The sequence below is a fragment of the Nocardiopsis alkaliphila YIM 80379 genome (assembly GCF_000341005.1).
GTDB classification, from domain to species: domain Bacteria; phylum Actinomycetota; class Actinomycetes; order Streptosporangiales; family Streptosporangiaceae; genus Nocardiopsis; species Nocardiopsis alkaliphila.
Genome location: NZ_ANBD01000130.1, coordinates 13,728 through 38,667 on the forward strand (window position 1 = coordinate 13,728; position 24,940 = coordinate 38,667).

At 67.9% G+C, this 24,940-nt stretch carries 22 protein-coding genes and 1 riboswitch; of the genes, 11 read left to right on the forward strand and 11 right to left on the reverse strand.

Annotation, left to right across the window (positions count from 1 at the left end; genetic code table 11):
- Nucleotides 1-11: 11 nt before the first annotated feature.
- From qcrC to qcrB, 3 genes are read left to right on the forward strand one after another with little or no spacing between them, the layout of a single operon-like run.
- Entirely contained in the window at nt 12-950 is a 939-nt protein-coding gene (gene qcrC, locus D472_RS0118430; RefSeq protein WP_017605944.1) for a cytochrome bc1 complex diheme cytochrome c subunit, read from the forward strand.
- On the forward strand, nt 943-2,079 hold the full coding sequence (gene qcrA, locus D472_RS0118435) for a cytochrome bc1 complex Rieske iron-sulfur subunit (protein ID WP_017605945.1): 1,137 nt from the start codon (nt 943-945) through the stop codon (nt 2,077-2,079). The genes qcrC and qcrA overlap by 8 nt, the downstream gene beginning before the upstream one ends.
- A gap of 3 nt (nt 2,080-2,082) precedes the next feature.
- A complete protein-coding gene (qcrB, locus tag D472_RS0118440) occupies nt 2,083-3,717 on the forward strand; it encodes a cytochrome bc1 complex cytochrome b subunit (protein ID WP_017605946.1) in 1,635 nt (544 codons plus the stop codon).
- Between the two features lie 668 nt (nt 3,718-4,385).
- Here qcrB and D472_RS0118445 read toward each other — a convergent pair.
- The gene (locus tag D472_RS0118445; RefSeq protein ID WP_017605947.1) at nt 4,386-6,194 is read right to left on the reverse strand and encodes an AMP-dependent synthetase/ligase; all 1,809 of its coding nucleotides are present in this window, start codon (nt 6,192-6,194) and stop codon (nt 4,386-4,388) included.
- Nucleotides 6,195-6,689: 495 nt separating this feature from the next.
- Here D472_RS0118445 and D472_RS0118450 point away from each other — a divergent pair, with 495 nt between their 5' ends.
- On the forward strand, nt 6,690-7,154 hold the full coding sequence (locus D472_RS0118450) for a hypothetical protein (protein WP_017605948.1): 465 nt from the start codon (nt 6,690-6,692) through the stop codon (nt 7,152-7,154).
- Nucleotides 7,155-7,287: 133 nt separating this feature from the next.
- Nucleotides 7,288-8,232 carry an ROK family glucokinase gene (locus D472_RS0118455; protein WP_017605949.1) on the forward strand — a complete coding sequence of 315 codons (945 nt, stop codon included), beginning with the start codon at nt 7,288-7,290 and terminating at the stop codon, nt 8,230-8,232.
- A gap of 63 nt (nt 8,233-8,295) precedes the next feature.
- Here the strand turns inward: D472_RS0118455 and D472_RS0118460 are convergent, their stop codons facing one another.
- Nucleotides 8,296-9,132 (reverse strand): lysophospholipid acyltransferase family protein, encoded by an 837-nt coding sequence (locus D472_RS0118460; RefSeq protein ID WP_017605950.1) that lies wholly within the window; start codon nt 9,130-9,132, stop codon nt 8,296-8,298.
- Between the two features lie 414 nt (nt 9,133-9,546).
- Here D472_RS0118460 and D472_RS0118465 point away from each other — a divergent pair, with 414 nt between their 5' ends.
- Genes D472_RS0118465 through macS form a run of 3 tightly spaced genes read left to right on the forward strand, consistent with a single transcriptional unit; the run spans nt 9,547 to nt 12,392 of the window.
- Nucleotides 9,547-10,344 carry an alpha/beta hydrolase gene (locus D472_RS0118465; protein WP_017605951.1) on the forward strand — a complete coding sequence of 266 codons (798 nt, stop codon included), beginning with the start codon at nt 9,547-9,549 and terminating at the stop codon, nt 10,342-10,344.
- Entirely contained in the window at nt 10,341-11,240 is a 900-nt protein-coding gene (locus D472_RS0118470) for a hypothetical protein (protein ID WP_017605952.1), read from the forward strand. Before D472_RS0118465 ends, D472_RS0118470 begins: the two co-directional genes overlap by 4 nt.
- A gap of 51 nt (nt 11,241-11,291) precedes the next feature.
- Nucleotides 11,292-12,392: a MacS family sensor histidine kinase gene (macS, locus tag D472_RS0118475; protein ID WP_017605953.1), complete on the forward strand. Its 1,101-nt coding sequence runs from the start codon at nt 11,292-11,294 to the stop codon at nt 12,390-12,392.
- Between the two features lie 11 nt (nt 12,393-12,403).
- Here macS and D472_RS0118480 read toward each other — a convergent pair whose 3' ends face one another.
- The gene (locus D472_RS0118480; protein WP_017605954.1) at nt 12,404-12,979 is read right to left on the reverse strand and encodes a molybdopterin-dependent oxidoreductase; all 576 of its coding nucleotides are present in this window, start codon (nt 12,977-12,979) and stop codon (nt 12,404-12,406) included.
- A 410-nt stretch (nt 12,980-13,389) separates the two neighbouring features.
- On the opposite strand from D472_RS0118480, the gene aroF reads away from it, so the two are divergent.
- A complete protein-coding gene (gene aroF / locus D472_RS0118485; protein ID WP_017605955.1) occupies nt 13,390-14,436 on the forward strand; it encodes a 3-deoxy-7-phosphoheptulonate synthase in 1,047 nt (348 codons plus the stop codon).
- 103 nt (nt 14,437-14,539) lie between these two features.
- On the opposite strand, the gene thiI is transcribed toward aroF, so the two are convergent.
- From thiI to thiO, 7 genes are all read right to left on the reverse strand, one after another.
- On the reverse strand, nt 14,540-15,832 hold the full coding sequence (gene thiI / locus D472_RS0118490) for a tRNA uracil 4-sulfurtransferase ThiI (protein WP_017605956.1): 1,293 nt from the start codon (nt 15,830-15,832) through the stop codon (nt 14,540-14,542).
- 245 nt (nt 15,833-16,077) lie between these two features.
- The gene (locus tag D472_RS0118495) at nt 16,078-17,103 is read right to left on the reverse strand and encodes a 6-phosphofructokinase (RefSeq protein WP_017605957.1); all 1,026 of its coding nucleotides are present in this window, start codon (nt 17,101-17,103) and stop codon (nt 16,078-16,080) included.
- A gap of 194 nt (nt 17,104-17,297) precedes the next feature.
- Complete coding sequence (locus tag D472_RS0118500) at nt 17,298-17,972, reverse strand: response regulator (protein WP_017605958.1); 675 nt, start codon at nt 17,970-17,972, stop codon at nt 17,298-17,300.
- Between the two features lie 103 nt (nt 17,973-18,075).
- Nucleotides 18,076-20,040: a Stk1 family PASTA domain-containing Ser/Thr kinase gene (gene pknB / locus D472_RS0118505; protein ID WP_026117839.1), complete on the reverse strand. Its 1,965-nt coding sequence runs from the start codon at nt 20,038-20,040 to the stop codon at nt 18,076-18,078.
- 370 nt (nt 20,041-20,410) lie between these two features.
- Nucleotides 20,411-21,199, reverse strand: coding sequence for a thiazole synthase (locus D472_RS0118510; RefSeq protein WP_017605960.1), 789 nt, complete (start codon nt 21,197-21,199; stop codon nt 20,411-20,413).
- Between the two features lie 3 nt (nt 21,200-21,202).
- On the reverse strand, nt 21,203-21,415 hold the full coding sequence (thiS, locus tag D472_RS0118515) for a sulfur carrier protein ThiS (RefSeq protein ID WP_017605961.1): 213 nt from the start codon (nt 21,413-21,415) through the stop codon (nt 21,203-21,205).
- On the reverse strand, nt 21,406-22,644 hold the full coding sequence (gene thiO / locus D472_RS0118520) for a glycine oxidase ThiO (RefSeq protein ID WP_083903524.1): 1,239 nt from the start codon (nt 22,642-22,644) through the stop codon (nt 21,406-21,408). Before thiO ends, thiS begins: the two co-directional genes overlap by 10 nt.
- Nucleotides 22,643-22,753, reverse strand: a riboswitch (TPP riboswitch). It overlaps the preceding gene by 2 nt.
- An 80-nt stretch (nt 22,754-22,833) precedes the next feature.
- Here thiO and D472_RS0118525 point away from each other — a divergent pair.
- Both D472_RS0118525 and thiE read left to right on the forward strand, forming a co-directional pair.
- A complete protein-coding gene (locus D472_RS0118525) occupies nt 22,834-23,211 on the forward strand; it encodes an Rv2175c family DNA-binding protein (protein ID WP_193373489.1) in 378 nt (125 codons plus the stop codon).
- A gap of 65 nt (nt 23,212-23,276) precedes the next feature.
- Entirely contained in the window at nt 23,277-23,939 is a 663-nt protein-coding gene (thiE, locus tag D472_RS0118530) for a thiamine phosphate synthase (RefSeq protein ID WP_017605964.1), read from the forward strand.
- Between the two features lie 96 nt (nt 23,940-24,035).
- On the opposite strand, the gene D472_RS0118535 is transcribed toward thiE, so the two are convergent.
- On the reverse strand, nt 24,036-24,929 hold the full coding sequence (locus tag D472_RS0118535) for an SDR family oxidoreductase (RefSeq protein WP_026117841.1): 894 nt from the start codon (nt 24,927-24,929) through the stop codon (nt 24,036-24,038).
- Nucleotides 24,930-24,940: the final 11 nt, after the last annotated feature.

Below are 24,940 nucleotides of genomic sequence, written 5' to 3' on the forward strand. Positions count from 1 at the left end.
ACGGGGAAACCGTGAAATGGATCACCGCGCGGCGACGGCATCCCCTGGCGGGGTATGTCGTCGTCATCCTCGCGCTAGCCCTGTTCGGGGTGGGGTTCGCCGCTTTGGCCCCCACCTCGGACGAGGCACGTGCGCAAACGCTCTCGGCTGAGGCCCCGTCCCCCGAGGACGTGGACGCGGCCAACGGCAAGACCATCTTCGACCAGACCTGTGCGAGCTGCCACAACTACGATGGCAGTGGTACCTACGACGAGGACGGGAACGTCACCAACGGCCCCGACATTCGGGAGGTCGGCTCGGCCTCGGTCAACTTCCAGGTCAGCACCGGTCGTATGCCGTCGATGGACCCCGAAAACCAGATGCCGCGCAGGGACATGGTCATGTCCGAGCAGGACCTGGCCGACCTGATCGCCTACTACGACGAGTCGATCAGGATCGACGGCGCGGGGGCCGACATTCCCTACGACGTGCCCGGTACGGCTCCCCAAGCTTCGGACTTCGAAGACGAGGACGCCTACCAGGCGGCCGTCGAGGAGTACGAGGCCGAGTACGACGCCTACATCGAGGGTGCCGACGACGTCGACATGGGCATGAAGCTCTACCTGACCAACTGTGCGCACTGCCACAGCTGGTCCGGTGGCGGCGGTGCCCTCACCGACGGCCGTTGGGCTCCCCAAATCCATGAGTCGACTCCGCGTGAGATCTACGAGGCCATGGTCAGTGGACCCGGCGCCATGCCGATGTTCAGTGACGGCGTCATCTCTCCCGAGGAGAAGCAGGAACTCATCTCCTACGTGAAGACGTTGCAGGCCGAACCCGACGCCGGCGGCATCTTCGCTCTGGAGCGAGTCGGTCAGGTCGCGGAGGGCTTCATCGGATGGACCATCGGTCTGTCCTTGATCATCGCCTGCGCGATCTGGATCACCGCGAAGCAGCGTGCCCATGACTGAGAAAAACACCAACGACAAGAACGAGGCCGGGGCCGACGACGAGCGCGTCGTCGGTACCCCGACGGACACCACCGAGGTGGTGTCCGAGAAGACCTCGGCTCACTCCGAGAGTGAGCACGATGGGCCTTACCTGGCCTCGGAGACCCACCACCGTCCGGAGGAACAGCAGCGTCGTGGTGAGAAGCTCGCCGCGCTCTGGTTCATCATCGCCCTCCTCGGCGGCATCGGGTTCCTGGTCTCCTACTTCCTCTTTCCGCCGAACGCGGCGGGGGAGCCTTCGATCGCGGATCCGCAGATCGGCCAGTTCTCGAACATGCTGCTGGGTGGCACGCTCACCCTCGCCATGTTCGGCATCGGTGCCGGCATGACGGTGTGGGCACGCAACGTGATGCCCCACTACGAGGTGGCCTCGCCCTACGACGAGCTTCCCTCCAGCGAGGAGGAGAAGAGCTCCTTCAGCGAGTTCTTCATGAAGAGCGCGGACGAGAGCGGGTTCACCAAGCGTCCGCTGATGCGCCGTACGCTCATCGCGGCCATGCTGCCGCTGGGCCTGGCGCCGGTGGTGCTCCTGCGCGACACCGGGCCCTTGCCCGGCGACCAGCTGAAGGAGACCCGCTGGGTCGACGGCATGCGCATGTACGTCGAGGGGACCCACCGCTACCTCAGGGCCGAGGACCTGGAGAACGACCCGTACGGGATGATCTCCGCCCTGCCCGCGCTGGACGACGAGGGATACCCGCACGGGATCAGCCTCGTGGACCAGGCCAAGTCCGTCATCTTGCTCATCAAGGTGCCGGAGGAGGACTGGAAGCCGGGTATGGACGAGCCCGTCCGTGAAGGCAGCGACGAGACCCACATGAACTGGACCCACCAGGGCATCGTGGCCTACTCGAAGATCTGCACCCACGTGGGTTGCCCCGCGGCGCTCTACGAGCGCACCACGCACCGCATCCTGTGCCCGTGCCACCAGTCCACGTTCGACGCGACCGACGCCGCCAAGGTGGTCTTCGGCCCCGCCCACCGGGCGTTGCCGCAGCTGCCCATCGGTGTCGATGACGAGGGTTACCTTGTCGCCCGGGGCGACTTCAACGAGCCGACCGGGCCGACGTTCTGGGAATATAGGGGCTAGTCGATGAGTAAGACCACGCAAGCACCCAAGGCGCTGCGCGGCGTCGGCAACTACATCGACGACCGCTTTCACCTGGCCAAGACCGGTGAGAAGAACCTGCGCAAGGTCTTCCCGAACCACTGGTCGTTCATGCTGGGCGAGATCGCGCTGTACTCGTTCATCATCCTGCTCCTGAGCGGCGTGTTCCTCACGCTCTGGTTCAAGCCGAGCATGATGGAAGTCGTCTACGACGGCTCCTACGAGCGCCTCCAGGGCGTTCCCATGAGTGAGGCGTTCGCCTCGACCCTGCACATCAACTTCGATGTCCGGGGCGGACTCCTCATGCGGCAGATCCACCACTGGGCCGCGTTGATCTTCGTGGCCTCGCTCGTGGTGCACATGCTCCGGGTGTTCTTCACCGGTGCGTTCCGTAAGCCGCGTGAGATCAACTGGCTCATCGGTATCGCCATCTTCACCCTGGCCATGGTCGAGGGCCTCTTCGGCTACTCGCTGCCGGACGACCTGCCCTCCGGCATGGGTGTGCGCATCCTCCAGGGCGTGATGTTGGCGCTTCCGCTCGTGGGCTCCTACATCTCGATGTTCCTGTTCGGCGGAGAGTTCCCCGGCGAGGACATCATCACGCGGCTGTACATGCTGCACATCCTGCTGATCCCGGCGCTTCTGCTGGCGCTCATCGTCGCCCACTTCATGATCCTGTGGCACCAGAAGCACACGCAGTATCCGGGACAGCAACGAACGGACAAGACCGTGGTCGGAACACCCATGTTCCCGGCCTTCGCGGTCAAGGCGGGTGGGTTCTTCTTCTTCACCTTCGCCGTGACCGCCGGTTTGAGCGCGTTCGTACAGATCAACCCGATCCACCTGTTCGGCCCCTTCACCCCGACGTCCATCACCTCCGGCCTCCAGCCGGACTGGTACATGGGCTTCATGGAGGGTTCGCTGCGCATCTTCCCGAACACGCTGGACTTCACGATCCCGATCGGTGACGGATACCCCATCGTCACCGCCGTGCTCGTGCCCGGTCTGGTGATTCCGGGTCTGATCTTCGGTGCCTTGGCCCTGTGGCCGTTCATCGAACAGTGGATCACCGGGGACAAGCGGGCCCGCAACGTCGCCGACCGTCCGCGCAACGCTCCGACCCGTACCGCTCTGGGCGTCGCCGGGATCACCTTCTACGGTGTGCTCTGGCTCGCCGGTTCGAACGACGTCCTGTCGGAGACGTTCTCGATCGACCTGTACCTGACCACGTACATCTTCCGTGTACTGGCCATCGCCGGTCCGATCGTGGGCTACATCATCACCAAGCGGATCTGTCTGGGTCTGCAGCGCCGTGACCGGGAGACCCTGGAACACGGTTACGAGAGCGGCATCATCCAGCAGCTGCCCAGTGGTGAGTTCATCGAGGTCCACAAGGAGAGCTCGGCCGAAAGCACCCACGTGCTGAAGGAGAAGCCGGCCCTCACCTCCACCGCGCTGGAGGAGCCCGAGACCGACGACAAGGGTGTGGAGAACCCCGACGCCCGCAAGGGCATGGGTAAGCTCCGCCGCTCCCTGGCTCACTGGTACACGAAGGACGACGTGTCCTTCGAGGGTGTGGAGCCCTTCCGAGGGCATCACACCCAGGACGAGGGCCACTAGGTTCCTCGGGGCCTCGCCCCGAACGTGGTGACGACGGACCCGGCCGCCGAGCGCGGCCGGGTCCGTCGTGTTCCCGGGAAAGAGACTCTGCCCGCGTCGACCTTTACTCCACCACGTGGTGTGTGTACCGGCCAAGACTCGCCATCGCGGGAACGCTCCACCCACAGGTCGGTGGTCCACGGTGGCGCCACGGACCGGCACCGGGGTGGGCCGGCGCCTCACCCGCCAGGGCGGAGGAGGTCTCCGGTTCGCGCCACCACCTTGGGGCGTGGCCGGCGTCGGGCCCGAACACACGACCGGACCGTGACCAGGGACGAGGAAACCCGCCGTCTGGTCGTGGAACGCGCGCACGACGCGCGTGTCCGGGGCTCGGGGAAGGGACTCGAAGGGCCCGGCGGACCCGCCCCCGTCCGGGGGGCGTAGGACCACAGGTGGGGTCGAGTACGGCTGTCGAACACCGCTCGGGAACGGGGACCGATACCACCGGGTGGTGTGAGTCAGCGCCGTATCGGCTTCTGCGGCGCTGGAACTCCAGGGGCGGCTCTCCCCTCGACGTCGAGGGCGTCGGCTCTTCTCGGTGTCTCTGATGGCCTCTGGTGGCCTGAACAGGCCGAAGGGGGTCGACGCCCGTTCGGGCACCGACCCCCTTCACAGGACCCGACGCGGAATCAGCCCGCGTAGATGTCGTCGATCTCCTTGCTCCACTGCTTGGAGACCACGTGACGCTTGACCTTCAGGGAGGCGGTCATCTGGCCGCCCTCCTCGGTGAAGTCGGTCGGCAGGATCTTGAACTTCTTGATGCCCTCGGCCTTGGACACGGCCTTGTTGGCGTCATCGATGGCGCTCTGGATGGCCGCGTTCAGGTCGGCGTCTTCGGTCAGGTCGGCGACCTCACCGGTCTTGTTGTTCTGCTCCTTCCAGAGCTCGAACGACTCGGGGTCGATCGTGACCAGGGCCGCGATGAACTTACGGTTGTCACCGACGACCATGCACTGGCTGACCAGGGCGTGGGCGCGGATGCGGTCCTCCAGGACGGCCGGGGCGACGTTCTTGCCGCCCGCGGTCACGATGATCTCCTTCTTGCGGCCGGTGATGCTGAGGAAACCGTCCTCGTCGAGGGAACCGAGGTCACCGGTGCGGTAGAAACCGTCCTCGAAGGCTTCCTTGGTGGCCTTCTCGTTCTTCCAGTAACCGACCATGATGTGGTCGCCCTTGAGCAGGACCTCACCGTCGTCGGCGATACGGATCGTGGTGCCCGGCAGGGGCTGACCGACGGTGCCGATCTTGTTGAAGGAGGGGCTGCTGACCGAGGTCGGGGCGGTGGTCTCGGTGAGGCCGTAACCCTCGACGATGGTCAGGCCGGCGCCACGGAAGAAGTGGCCCAAGCGCTCGCCCAGGGCGGAGCCGCCGGATACCGCGTACCGGGCCTCGCCGCCCAGGCGAGCCATCAGCTTGCCGTAGACGAGTTTCTTGAACAGGCCGTGCTTGAGCTTGAGCGTGAACGGCACGTTGCCCGTGGCCAGGGCCTTGCTGTACGCGATGGCGGTGTCGGCGGCGGCGTTGAAGATCTTGCCCTTGCCTTCGCTCTCGGCCTTCTGCTGAGCCTTGGTGAAGACCTTCTCGAACACGCGGGGGACCGCGAGCAGGAAGGTGGGCTTGAAGACGGAGAACTGGTCGATCAGGTCCGGGCCGGTGCTGGGGAAGTGTCCCAGGACGGCCTTGCCCTCGATGACCATCACCTGGACGAACCGCGCGAAGACGTGGGCCAAGGGGAGGAAGAGCAAGGTGGAGGGGACGCCCTCGTGCTCATGGATGATCGGCTTGGCCGGACCCTCCAGTGCCGAGTGGGCGATGAAGAGGAAGTTGCGGTGGGTGAGCTCGCAACCCTTGGGACGACCGGTCGTGCCGGAGGTGTAGATGAGGGTGGCCAGGTCGTCGACCTTGACCGCCGTACGACGCTTTTCCAGGTCTTCGTCGCTGACGTCGGTGCCCCCGGCGCGCAGGGTCTGGAGGTCGTCGCCGTCGAACTTCCAGACGGAGGTCAGTTCGGGGGCCTGGGCCTTGACGGACTCCACACGCTCGGCGTGGGCGTCGGTCTCGACGAAGATGGCCTTGGCGCCGGAGTCGGACAGGATCCACTGGATCTGCTCGGCGGAGGAGGTCTCGTAGATCGGGACGGTGATCGCGCCGATCGACCAGATGGCGTAGTCGACCACGGTCCACTCGTAGCGGGTGCGCGACATGAGGGCGACCCGGTCGCCCTGCCCGATGCCCGCGCTGATCAGGCCCTTGGCGTATCCGACGACGTCACCGTGCAGCTGCTCGACGGTGACGTCTTGCCACTGACCGGCTCCGCTTTGTTCCTGGCGACGGGCGGCGATGGCCTTCGGCTCGCTGACCGCGCGCGCAAAGAGCGTGTCGGTCAGCCGCGCCTCGTCGGAGATCTCAGCCTTCGCGGGAGAGCTGTATTCGCGCACGTGGTACTCCTGGGCGTGTACGGGTTCTGGTGGATGGGGGCGTGACGACCGTAACAACAGATGCCTACTCGTGAGTAGAACCGGTTGTCCTTCGGTATCCAACGGTGATCCGAGCTTGACGCACCGGCAAGGTGAAACGTGCTGTTCAGACCGCGTGTCGGGGTCCCCTCCAGGTGATTCGCGCGCGAGTCCCTCTCGTTCCCCCTTCTGAAACGTGTGCAGGTCACAAGGGTGGTTCGAGCTACGTCTCGCGCGGAGCAGAGGCTACCGCCGCCAGGGCCTTCGCGCACGTCAAGAGAGCCCGAGTGCCTTATGTGGTCATCGTGGAGCTTTGTGTGGTTACGGCCGTGGTTCGTGCGTCCCCACGTCTACTCCAACGCGGCGGGTCCCCCGAGTCATCCCTGGCTTCCCCCTGAGCCTGCCCTGAGGGGTCCGCCTCCGCCCGGTTCGGGCGGTTAACGTGATGTCACGGACGCGACAGGAGGCTCGCCACAGATGACCGAGAACAACGGTGGACGGAATGGGTCCCCGAACGACTCCCCGGACCTGGTCGACGACGCCCTGAAGCTGGTCGACGCGCTCCAGCGCAAGCTGTTGGTGGCCGGTGTGCGTCGTGGTGTGGACGCGGTCACCCGACCACGACCCGAGAAGGACGTGTGGGAGGAGGCCATTCGGATGGAGACCGAACCGGAACGCCCTCCCCTGGACGAACTGGCCGACATCCTCCGTAAGAGCGCGCCCGAGGTCGCCGGTCACCTGGGGCGCGCCGGGCTGTCCCTGGCAAAAGCCCTGGGGCGGACGTGGGGCGTGGTCGAGCGTGGCCTGGAACAGGGGCGCGTGGAGGCCGATCGCGCCCGTGCCGAGCGTGAGGAGCGGGCACGGGCCGATCGTGCGCGTGACGAGGGGATGCGCCGCGACTCTCGCGCCGAAGAACTCCCTGGCGGAACGAAGAGTGGCTGAAGGGATGGCCGCGGGGTGTTCGTGGAGGCGAGAGCCTGGTTTAATCGAGTGGTTTACACCATTTGAAAAATCCCTGACCTGAAGTCCGCGACTTATGTCAGGATTCGGGCGTAAGTGTGAAGGAGCTGCTCCCATGCTGACCATCGGCGTAGACATCGGAGGGACCAAGGTCGCCGCCGGTGTCGTCGACAAGGACGGGCAGATCCTGGACAAGGTCAAGTACCCCACTCCCGCCAACGATCCCGGCGCACTCGCCGACGTCGTCGCCAAGGCCGTGGAGGAACTGCGCGGCCGGGACGGGGCGTCGATCGGAGCCGTGGGCGTGGGCGTGGCCGGCTTCGTCGATGAGGATCGGGCCACCGTCCAGGTCGCCGTCAACCTCGGGCTGCGTGACGAACCACTCCGCGATCGCGTGCAACGACGGGTGGGGCTGCCCGTGGTCATCGAGAACGACGCCAACGCCGCGGCCTGGGCCGAGGCGCGTTTCGGTGCGGGGCGTGGTAGCGACCACATCGTCTGCATCACCCTGGGCACCGGGATCGGTGGCGGTCTGGTCCTGGGCGGTGAACTGCACCGGGGGCGCTTCGGAGTCGCCGCGGAGGTCGGCCACTACCGGATGGTGCCGCACGGTCGTCGCTGCGCCTGTGGCAACCACGGTTGCTGGGAGCAGTACGCCAGTGGTCGCGCCCTCGTCGCCGAGGGGCAGGACCTGGCACGTACCGATCCGGACCACGCCGCGCGGATGCTCGAGATCGCGGATGGTCGAGTGGAAGGGATCGGGGGCGAGTGCATCACCCAGGCGGCCCTGGAAGGTGACGCCGCTGCCCTGGAGTGCTTCCGGATCGTGGGGGAGTGGGCCGGACTGGGCCTGGCCGACCTCGCCGCCATCCTCGACCCCGAGTGCTTCGTCCTGGGTGGGGGCGTCTCCGACGCGGGCGAGATCATCCTGGACCCGGTCCGTGCGTCCTTCGCCCGTCACGTCCCCGGGCGACCCGGCCGCCGCCTGGCCCAGGTACGCCTGGCCGAACTCGGTGGTGCCGCCGGCATCGTCGGGGCCGGCGACCTGGCTCGCCGCTGAAGGAACGAAGAAAAGGGGTGGTCCGGTAGCTCCCCGGGCCACCCCTCCAGGCCTGTGCCGTTCTCAGGTCTCCTCGGCCGACTCGGCCGGGCCGTTCTCCTGCCTACGCTCGGCCTTCCTACGAGCCCGGCGTTCGGCGCGTTCGTTCTTGCGCTCGGCACGCCGAGCCCGACGACGGTTCTTGTCGTCGGCCTGCTGCTCTCGCTTGGCCTCCTTGGCCTCGGCCTCCAACTCGGTCTTGACCGACTGGGCGTAGCGGTCCACGTACTCCTGGCCGGACAGTTCCATCAGCGCGTACATGATCTCGTCGGTGATCGCGCGCAGCACGCGCTGGTCCTTCTCCATTCCGTAGTAGCGGGAGAAGTCGAGCGGTTCGCCGAACACCACCTTGGGGCGCACACCCAGCTTGGGGATGGTCCGACCCGGAGGCATGATCTTCTCCAGGTTGATCATGGCCATCGGCACCACCGGGGCCTTGGCCTCCAAGGCCAGCCGGGCCACACCGGTGCGGCCTCGATACAGCTTGCCGTCGGGGGAACGGGTGCCCTCCGGATAGATGCCCAACAGGTCACCACGCTTGAGCACGCGTAGTCCCGTGCGCAGGGCCGCCTCACTGGCCTTGCCGCCGGAGCGGTCGATGGGGATCTGTCCCACACCGGTGAAGAACGCTCGACTGACGAAGCCCTTCACCCCTGTGCCGGTGAAGTATTCGGCCTTGGCGAGGAAGGTGATCTTGCGGGGCAGTGGCAGCGGACCGAAGAAGTGGTCGGAGAACGACAGGTGGTTGCTGACCATGATGGCCGGACCGCGTCTGGGCACGTTCTCCACACCTTCGGCGCGGGGCTGCCACAACACGGCCAGGATCGGCCCCAGGATCGCTTTGACCACCCAGTAGAACATCGCTTCAGATCAACCCCTGCACACGCGGGGAGCACTGGGCAGGATCTGCCACGTCTCACTGTCCCGCTCGGCCGACAACGTCAGGAACGCCCCCGCACGGCCGCGGGGGAGGTCAGGAGTCATCTTCCCACCACGTGAGGGTCACCGCCAAAGTGTCCACGACCGGACGTGCTCGCCACGTGCCGAGGAGCCGTACCGCGGGGCATGGTCGAGGATACTCACCGGCGCGCGCCGCCCCATGGCCGGCCGTGGCCGAAGGAGGCCGTGGGAAGGGGCGACGATCCGAGGCCGCGGGGACGAGTGGGGGAACGTTACCGTGCACTCGATGACAAACGGTTGCCCGACCGACTAGCCTCACGGCTGGGACCCCCGTGCCCCGTCCCCCACCGCGCGATCCCCGGGAGCCAGAGACCAGTGAGACCGACCGACGCCTTGGCCTTGATTCCGGGTGCGGAACCCTTCAGCCACATCGGTTCGTCGACCGGTGTCCTGCTCTGCCACGGGTTCACCGGATCTCCCTATTCCATGCGCCCTTGGGCCGAATACCTGGCCGAGGCCGGATTCACCGTGGAACTGCCACGCCTACCCGGCCACGGCACCACTTGGCAGGACATGGCCACCACCTCCAGCGACGACTGGTACTCGGCCGTGGAAGAGACCCTGCTCGACCTGGCCCGCAGGTGCGGCGAGGTGTTCGTCATGGGGCTGTCCATGGGCGGTGCCCTCAGCCTGCGCCTGGCCCAGGAACACCCCGACCTCGTCACCGGGGTGGTGGTCGTCAACCCCTCGCTGACGGTGGACGACCGTAGGCTCCCGATCATCGCTCCCATTCGTCACCTGGTGGCCCGCGCCCTGCCTTCCACACCGGGGATCGGAGCCGACGTGGCCCTGGCACAGGACGGCGAGGGCGGCTATGAGCGGGTTCCCACGGCGGCGGCCGCGACACTCCCGAAGCTGTGGCGCGAGGTTCAGGAGGGCATGTCCGGTTTGCGGGTGCCGATTCTGGCCTACCGGAGCACTCAGGACCACGTTGTCGGGCCACGAAGTCTGCGTATCCTCGCTAGGAGAGCGGTCAACACACGGCTGACGGTCCACCTGCTTCACGACAGCTATCACGTGGCGACCCTCGACCATGACGCCGCCACCATCTTCGAAGGCAGCCTCGCCTTCGTGCGAGAGCACAGCAGAAGCGGGGAAGGAGCCGAGGGATGACACAACGCCGGGGCAATGGCCTGCCGGCCGACGCCTACGTTCCCCTGATCCTGCTCGCCCCCTCACACGCCGACCTCATGCTGGAGGCGCTCAGGCGCAGTGGGATCGCCGCCTACGCGGTCCCCTTGGAGGAGGACGTCCTGGAGCCCGGTGGTGGCCGGACCGAGGATCCGCCCACCGACCACCTCTACGTCGACGCCGAGGAACGTGGCGCCGCCGAGCAGGTCCTGGGCATGGAACTGCCGGACCTGACCGGCCCCGACCTGTTGGCCCCACGTTCGGGGTCCTCCTCCGAGGGAGAGGAGCAAGGTCAAGGGGCGCAGTCGTCCGAGGAGAGAACCGAGCCGCCGGTGGGCGGCGACCTCTTGGACGGGCCCGCCACCGACGTGGCCGACGAGTCCCGGCGTTCCGACGGTCAAGACGAGGTCTGGAACGACCTGGTCGCCCGGTTCTACGATGACCCCGAGCGGCCGGGAGAGCGGCGTGACCGTTCGGTCTGGCCCGACGCCGAGAACCTCGATCCCACCGACGAGCGGCGACCGCGGGTCGACGACATCCTCGCTGATCTGCCCCGTGACCTCGATGAGGACACCAAAGACGACCGGCTGGGCGAGGAGGACCGACGGCGGGCCGAGGCGGACCTGGAGGGCCACTACGAACCTCCGCCTCCGCCCCCGCTGATTCAGGGCGACAGGGTCGGGATCGCCGCCTGGTCCGGCCTCCTCGGTGTGCCGGCGCTGTTGTTCGGCACGGCTTTCCTGGGTGCCTCCCTGCCCAACTGGATGATGCTCCTGGGTGTCCTGGTCTTCCTCGGCAGTTTCGTGGTGCTGATCCTGCGCATGAACGACTCACGGCCACCCGGGGGCCACGGCCCCGACGATGGGGCGGTGGTCTGACCCCTGGGCTTCGACGTCCCCCTCTGGCGCGCCTTCGCCCTGTACCGTGCCGTGGCCTTGGTCTACGCGCTGGTCCTGGTGGTTCAGCACCACGAGCACCTGGTACGCCCCTGGCTGGCCTGGACCGTACTCGTGGTGATGTCCGTGTGGACGGTGGTCACCCACCAGGTCTACGCGAAGCCGGAGCATCGCACCGGGCGCTTTCTAGGCGCCGACCTCCTGCTCACCTTCGGTTGCCTGTTCGCCACCGCGCCGGCGACCACCCCCTTCTACCTCACCCAGGCCCCGCCGCTGAGCGGCTACTGGTTCGCCGGGGCCGCCCTGTCCGCGAGCGTCATCTGGGGTCGACGCGGTGCCGCCACGGTCGCCCTGGCCTATGGTTTCGCCGACCTCACCCTGCGAGTGATCATGGACGCCGCGATCACCTCGGCGACGGCGCGTGGCGTGGTACTGCTGCTGCTGGCCGGACTGGCCGTGGGCTACATGGCCCGGGTCGCCGAACAGGCCGAGGAACGCTTCGCCCAGGCCGTCAGGTTGGAAGCGCGTCTGCGCGAACGTGAGAGGATCGCCCGGTCCATCCACGACTCGGTGCTCCAGGTGCTCTCCATGGTGAGCAGACGAGGCGACGAGCTCGGGGGAGAGGCCGCCGAACTGGGTCGGATGGCCGGCGAGCAGGAGGTCCGGCTCCGCTCGTTGATCACCGGCGGCCTGGACGCCGCCGGGGCGGTCGCCACCGCCCCGGACCAGGCACGAGGACCCGTGGACCTGCGTGACCACCTTCGCCCCCTGGCCTCGCCCCGGGTCACCATCGCGGCTCCGGCCACCCCGATCCTGCTGCCCGAACACACCACCCGCGAATTGGTCGCCGCGGTGATGGCCGCGCTGGACAACGTCGAACGGCACTGTCCCGAGGGCACCCGCGCCTGGGTGTTGCTCGAGGACGAATCCGACACGGTCACCGTGACCGTGCGCGATGACGGACCGGGTATTCCTCCCGAGCGCCTGGAGCGGGCCCGAGCCGACGGCCGTCTGGGCGTGGCCCAGTCCATCCTGGGCCGTGTGCGTGACCTGGGGGGTCACACCCAGGTCCACAGCGACCCGGGGGAGGGAACGGAGTTCGAGATGCGAGTCCCCCGTGAGGGTCGTTGCTGAGGGCCTTCGCTTCAGGGCCGGTCGGTCTCCTCCTGGTGGGAGAACCGTTCCTCCTCCCAAGGGTCGGCCCGATTGTGGTAGCCGCGCTCCTCCCAGAAACCGCGCCGGTCGCCCACCATGTACTCCACCGAACGCAGCCACTTCACGCTCTTCCACCCGTACAGCTGCGGCACCACCAAGCGCAGTGGAAAGCCGTGTTCGGGGGCCAGTGGGGCCCCATCCCTTCGGGTGGCCAGGAGGACCCCCTCGGCCAGGAAGTCCTCCAAGCGCATGTTGGCGCTGTAGCCGTACTCGCCCCAGGCCATCACGTGGGTGGTCTGCGCGGAAGGCGGAGCCAACCTGACGAGCTCACTCGCACTCACCCCTGCCCAGTGCACGTCCGGGATGCTGAACCGCATCACACAGTGGAAGTCGCGTACCTCCCGCACCGTGGGTAGCGCGGTGAACTCCGCCCAGTTCCACCGGTAGGTGCCCAACGATTCGGTGGTTCCGAACACACGAAAGTCCCATCGCCCTGGGCGGAAGGAGGGCACCCGTCCGTAGTGCAGTGGTTTGTGCTCGCGGCGCACCGCCTGCCCGGGCGGCATCGCCCGCCCGCCGGTCTCCGTGCTCCCCGTTTCCGTCCCCTCGGACAATCCGTCCCCCTGACCATGCTCGCCCGTACGCGGCCACCGATGCCCCTCGTCCCCCGTGCCTGAGTGGGAAACAGGGCGTCTGTCATCCTGCCAGGCGTCGACGAGAGACAGATCACTCCCCCCTTCCGTGTGAACACACGGAAGCCGTGCGCTATAGTCACTGCCATGCAGCGGAACTTTTGGCGCTTTTATGGCTACCGGCCCACCTCCCCGGTCGCCTGTAAAGCGCTGCGCTGACACAGACGACTTCCCAGGAGCCCCGGGCCGACAACGGTCCGGGGCTCTTCGGCGTCTCGGGACCGGATCGGTCAGGCGATAGCCCCGTGGCTCAGCCACTCAACCGACGAACAGGGACAACCCACATGGTCATCGTTATGACGCCGGACGCCACCGCCGACAACATCGACGCGCTCGTCGAACTGGTCACCTCCGCCGGGGGTGAGGCCTACGTGACCCGCGGCGTCAGTCGCACGATCATCGGCCTGGTCGGTGACGTCGAGCGTTTCCAGGACCTCGGTCTGGCCGCCAAGCCCGGTGTCGGCGACGTTCTGCGCATCTCCGCCCCCTACAAGCTGGTCAGCCGCGAGAACCACGACAGTCGCACCGTCGTCAGTGTGCGTGGAGTTCCGATCGGTGGCGAGAACATGACCGTCATCGCAGGCCCCTGCGCGGTCGAGACCCCCGAGCAGACCCTTGAGGCCGCCCGCATGGCCCAGGTCGCCGGAGCCGCCCTGCTCCGTGGCGGCGCCTACAAGCCGCGCACCTCCCCGTACGCCTTCCAAGGGCTCGGTGAGCAGGGTCTGAGGATCCTCGCGGACGTGCGTGAGGAGACCGGCCTGCCCATCGTCACCGAGGTGGTGGACGCCGCCGACGTCGAACTGGTCGCCTCCTACGCGGACATGCTCCAGATCGGCACCCGCAACATGCAGAACTTCGCCCTGCTCCAGGCCGCCGGCGACGCGGGCAAGCCGGTCCTGCTCAAGCGCGGCATGAGTGCGACCATCGAGGAATGGTTGATGGCCGCCGAGTACATCGCCCAGCGCGGCAACCTCGACATCGTCCTGTGCGAGCGCGGCATCCGCACCTTCGAGAAGGCCACCCGCAACACCCTGGACATCAGCGCGGTCCCGGTGGCGCAGAACCTCACCCCCCTGCCGGTGATCGTGGACCCGTCCCACTCCGGCGGCAAGCGCGACCTGGTCCTGCCGCTGTCCCGCGCCGCCATCGCGATCGGTGCCGACGGCGTCATCGTCGACGTGCACCCCAGCCCGGAGACGGCGTTGTGCGACGGCCCCCAGGCCCTTCTGCGGGAAGACCTGGCCGAGCTGCGGGACCTGGCCGGGACGCTGGCCACCCTGAGCGGACGCACCCTCACCCCGGCCCCGGTTCGAGAGCCCGTCGCGCTCTGACCCCGCGGCCCGGACACCGGGAGGCGGAAAAGCACGAAGGAACCGGGCCCGGTGACCTCCTTGGGGAGATCACCGGGCCCGGCCCCGTGTGCACGGGCATGGTTCAGGCGGTGGGTACGGCTGTGGCCGCGCTCGGGAGGATGCCCTTCTTGGGAGCCTCCTCGCCCAGGAAACTGGGCTTGTGCACCTGGGCGGTGGAGACCAGGTACTCGACCAGCTCCTCGGCGTCCAGGCGCTTCTCGATCTGGCGCAGGTCACCGATCTTGGCGGCGGTCTCCACCTGACGCGGGGTCAACATGGTGCAGCAGTCCTCGTCGGGCAGCTCCGAGATCGCCAGCGTCCCGATCTGCCGGGCCTGGTCCATGATCTCGGTCTTGTCCATGCCGATGAGGGGACGCAGGATCGGTAGGTCCACCGCGTCGTCCAAGGCGGTGAGGTTGGTCATCGTCTGGCTGGAGACCTGGCCCAAGGCGTCCCCGGTGATCAGGCATTCGGCCTTGAGGTCGTCGGCCAGGGCCTCAGCGGTCTTGAGCATCAGGCGGCGTTGGGCCACGATCTGCAATCGCTCGATCCCCGAGCTCTTCAACTGTTGCTGGGCCTTGCCGAAAGGCACCACGAACAGCCGGGATCCCCCCTGGTAGCGGTCCAGCCGGCGGACCAGACTGTAGGCCTTGTAGATGGACTCAGGGCCGGTGAAGGGCATCCCGGAGAAGTGCAGGAAGTCGACCTTCAAGCCGCGCCGGATCATCCGGTGGGCGGCGACGGGGGAATCGATCCCGCCCGACATCAGCACCAGACCACGACCGCTCATCCCCGCGGGCAGGCCGCCCTGGCCGGGGATGCCGTCGGTGAAGACGAACGCTTCGTCCTTGTCGACCTCGACGTACAGGGTGTTGTCCGGGTGCTTGAGGTTCACCTTGTGGCCGTGCGCCTGGATGACCTTGGATCCCAAGAAGGCGGCCAGCTCACCCGAGTTCATCTCGAAGCGCTTGTCGCGGCGACGGGCGCGCACCGCGAAGGTTCCCTCCAGATCGGCCATGGAACGCACGGACACGTCCACGATGGCGTCGATGTCCTTGCGGACCCGGCGCACCAGGTGGACCCACACCACACCCATGACGTTGGCCATGCGGTCCGCGATCTCGGCGATCTCCAGGTCGGAGGCTTCGGGCTTGCGCACGATGATCACACCGGCGCCGCGCTGGGAGAGTCGAATGTCGCCCAGGTCGCGCACCGAGGCACGGATGTTGTTGTGCAGGCGACGCTCGAACAGCTTGCGGTTGGAGCCCTTGAGGACGATCTCGCCGAGCTTCATCAACACGCAGAGCTCGCCGAGCCCGGCGTCGGCTCCGACCTCGGGTACGGGGATCGGAACGGACTCCAACGACGCGGACATGGTGCTACCTCCGGAAAAGATGATGCCTTCAGGCCCGGTGAGTGGGGGAACGAGGTGCGCGGCGACGGGACCGGGTGCGACCGCCGCTCACTTCCAGTATCGAACAATTCCCGGAGCGCTCGGTACATTCCCGCCCGCTCACCCCGTTCGGTGAGGCGCTCGACACCCTCCCACGCACGAGGCGGCCCCTCACAGACGGCGGAGGGCCGTTCGAGAGGGGCCGCCTCGACGCTTCCGGGGCGGGATCAGCCGAAGAAGACCTCCGCCTCCTCGTAACGCTCGGCCGGAACCGTCTTGAGGGTATCGGTGGCCTCGGCCAGGTCGACCCGGACGATGTCGGTGCCCTGCAACGCGACCATCTTGCCGAAAGTCTTGTCGTGCACGGCCTCGATGGCGTTCACGCCCAGGCGGGTGGCCAGTACCCGGTCGAAGGCACTGGGGGTGCCGCCACGCTGGATGTGGCCCAGCACGACCGAGCGGGACTCCTTGCCGGTGCGCTTTTCGATCTCATCGGCCAAGGTCTGGCCGATGCCGCCCAGACGCACGTGACCGAAGGAATCCTTCTCGCCGGTCTGCAACGCCAGCTGGCCTTCCATGGGGTGCGCGCCCTCGGCGACCACGACTATGGGGGCGTACTGAGTCTCGAAGCGGCTCTGGACGTGCTTGACGACCTCGTCGATGTCGAAGGGCCGTTCCGGGATGAGGATGACGTTGGCGCCCGCCGCCATACCCGAGTGCAGGGCGATCCACCCGGCGTGCCGACCCATGACCTCCACGACCAGGGCGCGGTGGTGGGACTCGGCGGTGGTGTGCAGCCGGTCGATCGCCTCCGTGGCGATGTTGACGGCGGTGTCGAACCCGAACGTGTAATCGGTGGCGTTGAGGTCGTTGTCGATGGTCTTGGGTACGCCCACGACGTTGACTCCGCGGTCGTGCAGCTGACGGGCCACACCGAGGGTGTCCTCGCCGCCGATGGCGATCAGGGCGTCCACGCCCAGCCCGGCCATGTTGTCCTTGACCCGCTCGACACCGCCCTCGATCTTCATCAGGTTGGTGCGGGAGGAACCCAGGATGGTCCCACCGCGCGGGAGGATGCCGCGTACGGCGTTGACGTCCAACGGCATGGTGACGCCTTCCAGCGGACCGCGCCAGCCGTCCCGGAAGCCGATGAACTCGTAGCCGTAGTCCTTGATCCCCTTACGGACCACGGCACGGATGACCGCGTTCAGACCCGGGCAGTCTCCACCACCGGTCAGCACCCCGACTCGCATGCGACTTCTCCTCGACGTTGTGTGTATCTACGGCGCACGGCGCCATATGGTCTAGACCATAGTGGGGTCAAGGAGTCCGGGCCAACCCCGACGAGGAAAGGTCTTGCGAAAACCCACTTCGTTGGGGTGGGAACTCGACCGAAAGTGACGGACGATCCAGAGCGAGAGCCCCGGATCCGACGCGAGGACCGTGCTCAGTCCTGCGGGCCGTCCAACCCCTGGTCGATGGCGTAACGCACCAACTCCACTCGGTTGTGCAATCGTAACTTGGTGAGGGTGTTCTGGACGTGGTTCTGCACCGTGCGGTGGGAGATGGTGAGGCGCCGAGCGATCTGCTTGTAGGCCAATCCCTTGGCCACCAGCCGCAACACCTCGGTCTCGCGAGGAGTGAGGCGCGGCGCCTTCTCGTGTCCCTGGGAAGCGGAGTCGTCCTCGTTCGAGAGTCTGCGGTACTCGCCGAGCACCAGACCGGCCAACCCGGGGGTGTAGACCGCCTCCCCGGCGTGCACACGTCGCACCGCGTCCAGGAGTTCCTCACGTCCGGCCGACTTCACCAGGTAGCCACCGGCTCCGGCCTTCACGGCGGCCAGTACGTCCTCGCTCTCCCCACTGGCGGACAACACGAGCACCTTCGGGGGGTCGGGCAGGGCCGTCAGGGCGGCGGTGAGCTCCACCCCGCTGACGTCCGGCAGGTTCAGGTCCACCACGGCCAGGGTGGGCCGTGTCGCGGGTGCGATGCGCAGCGCCTTGGCGCCGTCCCCGGCGGTGCCCACCACCGTCAAACCCGCCTCACCGAGGTCGCGGGCCACCGCCTCACGCCACATGGGGTGATCGTCCACGACCAGTACCCGGATACTCTCGCCGCTCATGAGGTAGAAGCGTAGCGCGGCCGTTCTGGGCGTCGGCGACGAAGAGGGGGTGTGGAGCACGTGCCCCACACCCCCTCTTCGTCGGAATGGACGATTTCAGTGGTCAATCGTCGTCATCGTCGTCCGGATCGATGGTGATTCCACCCGGCGTCGCGGTGATCGTGATCTTGGTGCCCTCCGGGGCCTCGCCGGTGTGCGACTGGTGGCCGACGACCCGACCTCCCAGGATGCGTTCCACCTCGACCTCGAAGCCGGCGTCCTCCAACTTCTTACGGGCCTTGTTGATCCGTTCCCCCACCACGTCGGGGATCTCCACCGCGGGCGGTCCGGTGGACACGGTCAGGGTGACGGTGGCCCCGGCCCCCACGTTGATGCCGGTGTCGGGGCTTTGGCTGATGACCAGGCCCTCGTCGATGCTCTCGCTCTCCTCCTCGACGACCTCCACCGACAGGCCCAGGTCCTCGAGCTTGCTCTCCGCGTCCTCCAGCTTCTCCCCGGCCAGACTCGGCACGGGAATCCCCCGGCTGACGCTGAGCGTCACCGTCTCCTCCCGGTCGGCGTCGCCCCCCGCCTCGGGTGTGGTGGAGATCACCTCGCCCGGATCATGCTCGGAGGAGTCGACCTCCTCCTGCGCGATGTCGTCGCGCTCGAAGCCGAGGTCCTCCAGCGCCTTGATGGCGTCAGCGACGTCACTGCCCACCAGTTCGGGCATCTCCACCTGCTGTGGCCCCTTGGAAACGAAGACCGTCACCTCGTCACCGGGAGAGAGCCGCTCCCCGCTCTCGGGGTCGGTGGCCGCCACCTCGCCCGCGGCGGCCGCGTCGCTGTAGACGGTCTCTTCGGACAGGTCGTAGATCAGCCCGGCCGTACGGATCTCCTCTCGGGCGATCTCGGGGGTGGCCCCGACCACGTCGGGAACGGCTTCGTAGCGTCCCAGGAGGAACCACCAACCGGCCAGGAAGACGACCAGCGCCGTGACGAGGGCTCCCACCACCAGCAGGCGGTTGCGGGAGAACCATGAACGGTCCTCGCGATCGTCGGGGTAGTCGTCCTCGTGGTAGCCGTCGTCCACGGCGTTCATGTCGACGACCATGGTGGCGTTCTCGGTCCCCGGGCCCGCGCCGCCGGCGATCAGTTGGGGTGCGGTCATGGTGACTCCGGCGGCGCCGGCGGGTGCGACCGGGGCCATGTGACCGGCGGTGGTCGCGGGAGTCTCCGGCAGGGACTTCAGGACCTCCAACACCTTGGCCAGGTACTGGCCCGCGCTGCTGGGGCGGTACCTGGGATCGCGCTCGGTGGCCTTGGTCACCAGCGCGTCCACCTCGGGCGCGAGCCCGGGTAGGAAGTGGGAGGGCCGGGGCACGTCCTCGTTGACGTGTTGGTAGGCGATGGCGATGGGGGTCTCACCGGTGTGCGGCTGGCCACCGGTGAGCAGTTCGTAGAGCATGATCCCCGCGGCGTACACGTCGCTGCGGGCGTCGGCGGTGCCCTTCTCGATCTGCTCGGGTGCCAGATAGGCGGCGGTGCCCATCAGGGTGCCGGTGCGGGTCAGCCCCTGGTTGGACTGCTCCACCGCGCGGGCCAGCCCGAAGTCGGCGACCTTGACCCGCCCGTCCTCGGTGATGAGGACGTTCTCGGGCTTGACGTCACGGTGCACCATGCCCGCCTGGTGGGCGGCGCCCAGGGCGGCCAACACCGGTGCCATGAAGTTCAGTGCCTGACGGGGGGCCAGCCGACCGCGTTCCTTGAGCAGGTCGCGCAGGGTCCGGCCAGGGACGTACTCCATGGCCAGGAACACGTGCCCTTGGTCCTCGCCCTGGTCGAAGACCTGCACCACGTTGGGGTGTGAGAGTTTGGCGACCGAGTGCGCCTCGTTGATGAAACGCTGGACGAAGGAGGGGTCCTGGGCCAGGGAGGGGTGCATGACCTTCAGGGCCACTCTGCGGTCCAGTCTGAGGTCGTGGGCGACGTAGACCGTCGCCATGCCGCCACCGGCGATCCTTGACTCGACGAAGTAGCGACGGTCCAGCGTCGCGCCTACAAGCGGGTCGGAAGTCGTCATGTCCACGGCGGAGTAGTGTCCTTGCTGCGGGGAGCGCGGGAGTTCGCGGCCGGTGGCGCGTACCCGACACCTGATGTCGAACCGACACGATAGCGGAATCCGGTGTCGCTTCTGCCCCGCGGTTCACGGTCGCGGTGCCCCTGGTCGATGCGGCACGTGGTCGATCCATGTGCGCTCGGGGGTGCTCGCGCCTGGGTGGTTCTGTGGGTGCGGTGCGCGCACGCGGCACACACCTGGTCCACGGTAGGGGACGACACCAAACCGGGGAGCACCGCCACATCGACCGGACCTTGCTCCAGGAAGATCCGGGAGCCCGCTCTGAACTGCCCGTACGTCCTTGGTCAAGGCCGGTCGAAGTGGCCGTCGCGATGGTCCTTCAGACCACGTCCGGGCTGGAGGCCAGGGCGTGCCGGCGCATCGGAATGCGGCCGGCCAGTCGTGCCCCGCGTCCGCCGCGCACGGCGTCGCGCATCGCCCTGGCCATACGAACCGGATCCTGGGCACGGGTCACGGCAGTGGCCAACAACACCGCGTCGCAGCCCAGTTCCATGGCCAGCGCGGCGTCACTCGCGGTGCCGATCCCCGCGTCGACGATCACCGGAACACCGCACTGTTCGACGATCAATTCCAGGTTGTGCGGGTTGCGGATGCCCAGGCCGGAGCCGATCGGCGCGGCCAACGGCATGACGGCGGCGCACCCCAGCTGCTCCAGACGGCGCGCCAGGACCGGGTCGTCGTTGGTGTAGGGAAGGACCGTGAAACCGTCGTCCACGAGCGTCTCGGCGGCGTCCAACAGCTCCACGGGGTCGGGCAACAGGGTGTGCTCGTCGGCGATCACCTCCAGCTTCACCCAGTCGGTCTCCAGGGCCTCGCGACCCAGACGCGCGGTGCGCACGGCCTCGGCCGCGGTGAAACAACCGGCGGTGTTGGGCAGCGCGCGGATCTTGTTGCGCTCCAGGACGCTCCACACCGAGCCCTGAGCCCCGGGGGTGACCCGACGCATGGCCACGGTGGTCATCTCGGTCCCGGAGGCCAGCAGCGCTTCCTCCAACACCTCCAGGGAGGGAGCGCCTCCGGTACCGGTGATGAGCCGAGAACCGAAGGAGACTCCGGCGATGACGAGCGGGTCGTCGAGGGGATGGGGCGCTGGGAGTGTGTCGGTCATGGTTCAGCCTCCCTGTACGGCGGTCAGGACGTCCACGCGGTCGCCCGGGGCCAAGGTGGTCTCGGCCCAGGCGGTGCGTCGCACCACCTCGTCGTTGATGGCCACCGCGATCCCACCGGGGATCTCTCCCGAGCCGTCCGTGGTCAGGTCGCGTACGACCGCCTCGACCGTGGTGGCCGTGCTCCGTCGGCTCTCGCCGTTGATGATCAGTTCCACTGTTCCTCCCAGGTCGTTGATGTCTCTCGTGTACCGCCTCCGGACCGTTCCCGGTTCGCCGCGAACCGACGTGCGTACTCGGGGAGGGCGCCGCTGGTGAGCACGTCGGCCATGATCTCGCCGGTCACGGGGGCCAACAGCACCCCGTGACGGAAGTGGCCGGTGGCCAGGTGCAGGCCCGGGACCCGGGTGGGTCCCAGGAGTGGTTCGTTGTCGGGTGAGCCGGGGCGCAGTCCCACACAGGTCTCGGTGACCTCCAGTTCGCCGATCCCGGGGACCAATTCGCGGGCGTCCCGCAACACCTGCCAGAGCCCGCCCGCGGTCAGGGCGGTGTCATGACCCAGTTCCTCCTGGGTGGCGCCCACGATCACCTCACCGTCGGCCCGAGGCACCAGGTATACGGGGGAGCCGCGGACCAGCCCGCGTACGGTTCGGCCCAGCAACGGGGGCTCGCCCGGTCGAACGCGGGCGCGCAGCAGTTGACCCTTGACCGGGCGCACCGTGGGCAGTACCGGTTCGGGCAGGGTGATCCGTTCGCCCCAACAGCCGGCGGCCAGGACGACCTGGTGGGTGGGCAAGACGGAACCGTCGGCGAGACGCGCTCCCAGGCGGGCCCCTTCGGGGCCGGGGGCGAGGACCTCGGCCACCGACTCGGTGACCTCCCGGACCCCCGCGCGTTCGCCGGCCCGGGCCAGCGCGGTCAGGAGACGGCGGGGATCGACGGAATGGTCGTCGGGGGCCAGGACCCCGCCCCGAACGGTCGGGGCCAGCAGTGGTTCCAACCGGCGGCACTCACGACCGGTCAGCCGCTCGGTGGCCACACCCAGGCGTTGTCGCAGGGCGTGCAGGTCGGTCAGGACGGCCAGGTCGTCTCGGTCGAAGGCGATCAGGAGCGTCCCGGTCCGGTGGTGCCCGACGCTCATGCCGGCGGCCGCCTCCAGGTCGCTCACGAAGGCGTCGTACATTCGCGCGGAGCGGACACCCAGGCCCATGAGTTCCTCCTCACCGAACGTCGCTTCGGTGGCGGGTGTCAACATGCCCGCGGCGACGGCGGAGGAGGAACGGGAGTCCGCGGGGGAGGTGACGGGATCGGGCTCGACCAGGGTGATCGTCAGACCGCGTTGGGCCGCCCGCCAAGCGGTCACACGGCCGATGACACCGCCTCCCACCACGACGACGTCGGTGGCGGGACGAATCTCTGTGGGGTGGGGGCCCTCGAATTCACGCATGGTGTGTTCTTCCACTCCCTTCGCCGGCATGATCCGGATCAGGTTCGTGCGGTCGGAGACGGGCAGTCTCCCTCTCAGCCGGGTCCACCCGGCTCCCGCGGGACGTGTCTGTTCGGTCCCCATTCTAGGAGGACAGAACGTCCGGCGGCCACTTCGCGATTTTTCGGACGGTCTTCGTGGCCTGTGGGGATGTGGCAGATTGGAAGGGTGACACAAAGCGATCGCGAAATCGACGGACTGGTCGGCGACTGGCTGACCCTACGGGAGGCGGCTCGACCGTTGGGAGTGAGCCCCAACCGCATCAAGACGCTCATCCGGGAGAATCGCCTGATGGGCGTGGTCCGTGGTGGTGAACTCTCCATCCCCGCCGCCTTCCTGGACGGTGAGGACCTCGTCAAGGGGCTGTCCGGCACCATCATGCTGCTCAGCGACGCGGGTTTTTCCACCGAAGAAGCCCTGCGTTGGTTGTTCACCTCCGACGACAGTCTGCCCGGTACCCCGATCCAGGCCATGCGCGAGAACCGGGGTACCGAAGTGCGTCGTCGTGCTCAAGGCCTGGCCTTCTGAAGCGGTTCCAGGCCCAAGGGGCGCGCCCCTTGGGCCGCCGCGGTCCAGGCCCTAGGGTGGGTGACGTGAGGACCAGCCACGGAACCAGCCTGCGCAAGCGCCTGGACACGTCTTTTTTGTACCTGTGCACCGATGCCCGGACCGAGCGCGGCGACCTCGCCGACTTCGCGGACGCGGCCCTGGCCGGAGGGGTGGACATCATCCAACTCCGGGACAAGGGACTGGAGGCCCGAGAGGAACTCGACGCGCTCGAGGTCCTGCGTGAGGCCTGCGAACGCCACGGGGCCCTGCTCGCGGTCAACGACCGCGCCGATATCGCCCGTGCGGTACGCGCCGACGTCCTGCACCTGGGTCAACGCGACCTGCCCGTGCCCATGGCGAGGGACATCATCGGAGCGGACCCGCTCATCGGTCGCTCGAACAACGACGCCCGGGCGGCGTCGGCCTCCGCCGAGGAACTCGGCAGCGACTACTTCTGTGTCGGTCCCACCTGGGCCACCCCCACCAAGCCGGGGCGCCCGGCGGCCGGTCTGGAACTGGTGGAGCGGGCCGCGGCCCTGAACACGGAGCGTCCCTGGTTCGCCATCGGAGGCATCGACCTCACCAACATCGACCAGGTCCTCGACGCCGGTGCCCAAAGGGTGGTCGTGGTGCGTGCGATCACCGAGGCCGCGGATCCCCGTGCCGCGGCGGCCGCACTCCGGGAATGTCTCACCGCACGCGGCTGACCCCTCGCCGACGCCGTGGTGGGGCCTGGACCGACCCCTGGAAAACGACGGAACCGCCGCGCCCGGGGCGCGGCGGTCGCAAGCGGGGGTTCGTGGTCAGGCCACGATGTGCGACAGTGCGCTCGGATGACGACGGAGGAAGCCCTCGATGGACTGAGCCGGGTGCCCGGTCAGCTTGTGGACGCTCCTGGAGACCACGTCCAGCTCTCCGGCCGCGATCGCCGCGTACGATGAGGCCCACCCTTCGATCTCCCACTCGGGGGCTCCGGTCGGGCGACGGGATTCCAAGGCCTCCTCCCAAGTCTCGGGTACGTACCGAAGGGTGCGGCCGGTCAGTCGGCTCAACCTCTCGACGGTGGCGCCCAAGGAGAGTGCCTCGGGTCCGGTCACGTCATAGGTGGTCTCCTCGGAGGCGGCGATCACGAGGGGGTCGGTCAGTACGGCGGCGGCCACGTCCGCCACGTCGTTACGGGAAACCCATGCCACCCGGCCCTCACCGGCCGGCCCGCGCACCGTACCTTCGTCATTCACCAACCGCGGCAACAGGTCCAGATACAGACTGCATCTGAGGAACGTGTGCGAGACCCCCGTGGACCTGATGTGGGCCTCGGTGAAGAAGTGTGTCCGAGCGAAGGTGAAGGTGGCGGCCGGACCCGCGTTCAGAAAGGACAGGTAGACGATCCGGGAGACCCCGGCTCGGACGGCCGCGTCCACCGCCCTGGCGTGGATCTCCATCCGGTCCTCGGTCTCGGTGGCCGAGACCAGGAACAGGGTGTCCACTCCTCGGCAGGCCCGCTCGAAGGCGGCGGTGTCCTCGTAGGCGGCCATCGAAGCACTGCTGCCCGGGTACTCGGGGGCGCGGTTGATGTCGCGCACGATGAGACGTTGTGTCCCCCCGAGCCTGGCGATCCGGGCGGCCACGCGCCCACCCACCGCGCCCGTGGCCCCGGTCACCCCTATGGTGTGGTTTGTCATGTGATCGTCGCCCATGAGAGCCATCC

Bases quoted from the DNA above. Each gene is read 5' to 3' on its own strand.
- qcrA (WP_017605945.1), top strand. From the start codon at position 943: ATGACTGAGAAAAACACCAACGACAAGAACGAGGCCGGGGCCGACGAC.
- qcrB (WP_017605946.1), top strand. From the start codon at position 2,083: ATGAGTAAGACCACGCAAGCACCCAAGGCGCTGCGCGGCGTCGGCAAC.
- D472_RS0118450 (WP_017605948.1), top strand. From the start codon at position 6,690: ATGACCGAGAACAACGGTGGACGGAATGGGTCCCCGAACGACTCCCCG.
- D472_RS0118455 (WP_017605949.1), top strand. From the start codon at position 7,288: ATGCTGACCATCGGCGTAGACATCGGAGGGACCAAGGTCGCCGCCGGT.
- D472_RS0118460 (WP_017605950.1), bottom strand. From the start codon at position 9,132: ATGTTCTACTGGGTGGTCAAAGCGATCCTGGGGCCGATCCTGGCCGTG.
- D472_RS0118470 (WP_017605952.1), top strand. From the start codon at position 10,341: ATGACACAACGCCGGGGCAATGGCCTGCCGGCCGACGCCTACGTTCCC.
- D472_RS0118480 (WP_017605954.1), bottom strand. From the start codon at position 12,979: ATGCCGCCCGGGCAGGCGGTGCGCCGCGAGCACAAACCACTGCACTAC.
- aroF (WP_017605955.1), top strand. From the start codon at position 13,390: ATGGTCATCGTTATGACGCCGGACGCCACCGCCGACAACATCGACGCG.
- thiI (WP_017605956.1), bottom strand. From the start codon at position 15,832: ATGTCCGCGTCGTTGGAGTCCGTTCCGATCCCCGTACCCGAGGTCGGA.
- D472_RS0118495 (WP_017605957.1), bottom strand. From the start codon at position 17,103: ATGCGAGTCGGGGTGCTGACCGGTGGTGGAGACTGCCCGGGTCTGAAC.
- D472_RS0118500 (WP_017605958.1), bottom strand. From the start codon at position 17,972: ATGAGCGGCGAGAGTATCCGGGTACTGGTCGTGGACGATCACCCCATG.
- D472_RS0118510 (WP_017605960.1), bottom strand. From the start codon at position 21,199: ATGACCGACACACTCCCAGCGCCCCATCCCCTCGACGACCCGCTCGTC.
- thiO (WP_083903524.1), bottom strand. From the start codon at position 22,644: ATGCGTGAATTCGAGGGCCCCCACCCCACAGAGATTCGTCCCGCCACC.
- D472_RS0118525 (WP_193373489.1), top strand. From the start codon at position 22,834: ATGTGGCAGATTGGAAGGGTGACACAAAGCGATCGCGAAATCGACGGA.
- D472_RS0118535 (WP_026117841.1), bottom strand. From the start codon at position 24,929: ATGGGCGACGATCACATGACAAACCACACCATAGGGGTGACCGGGGCC.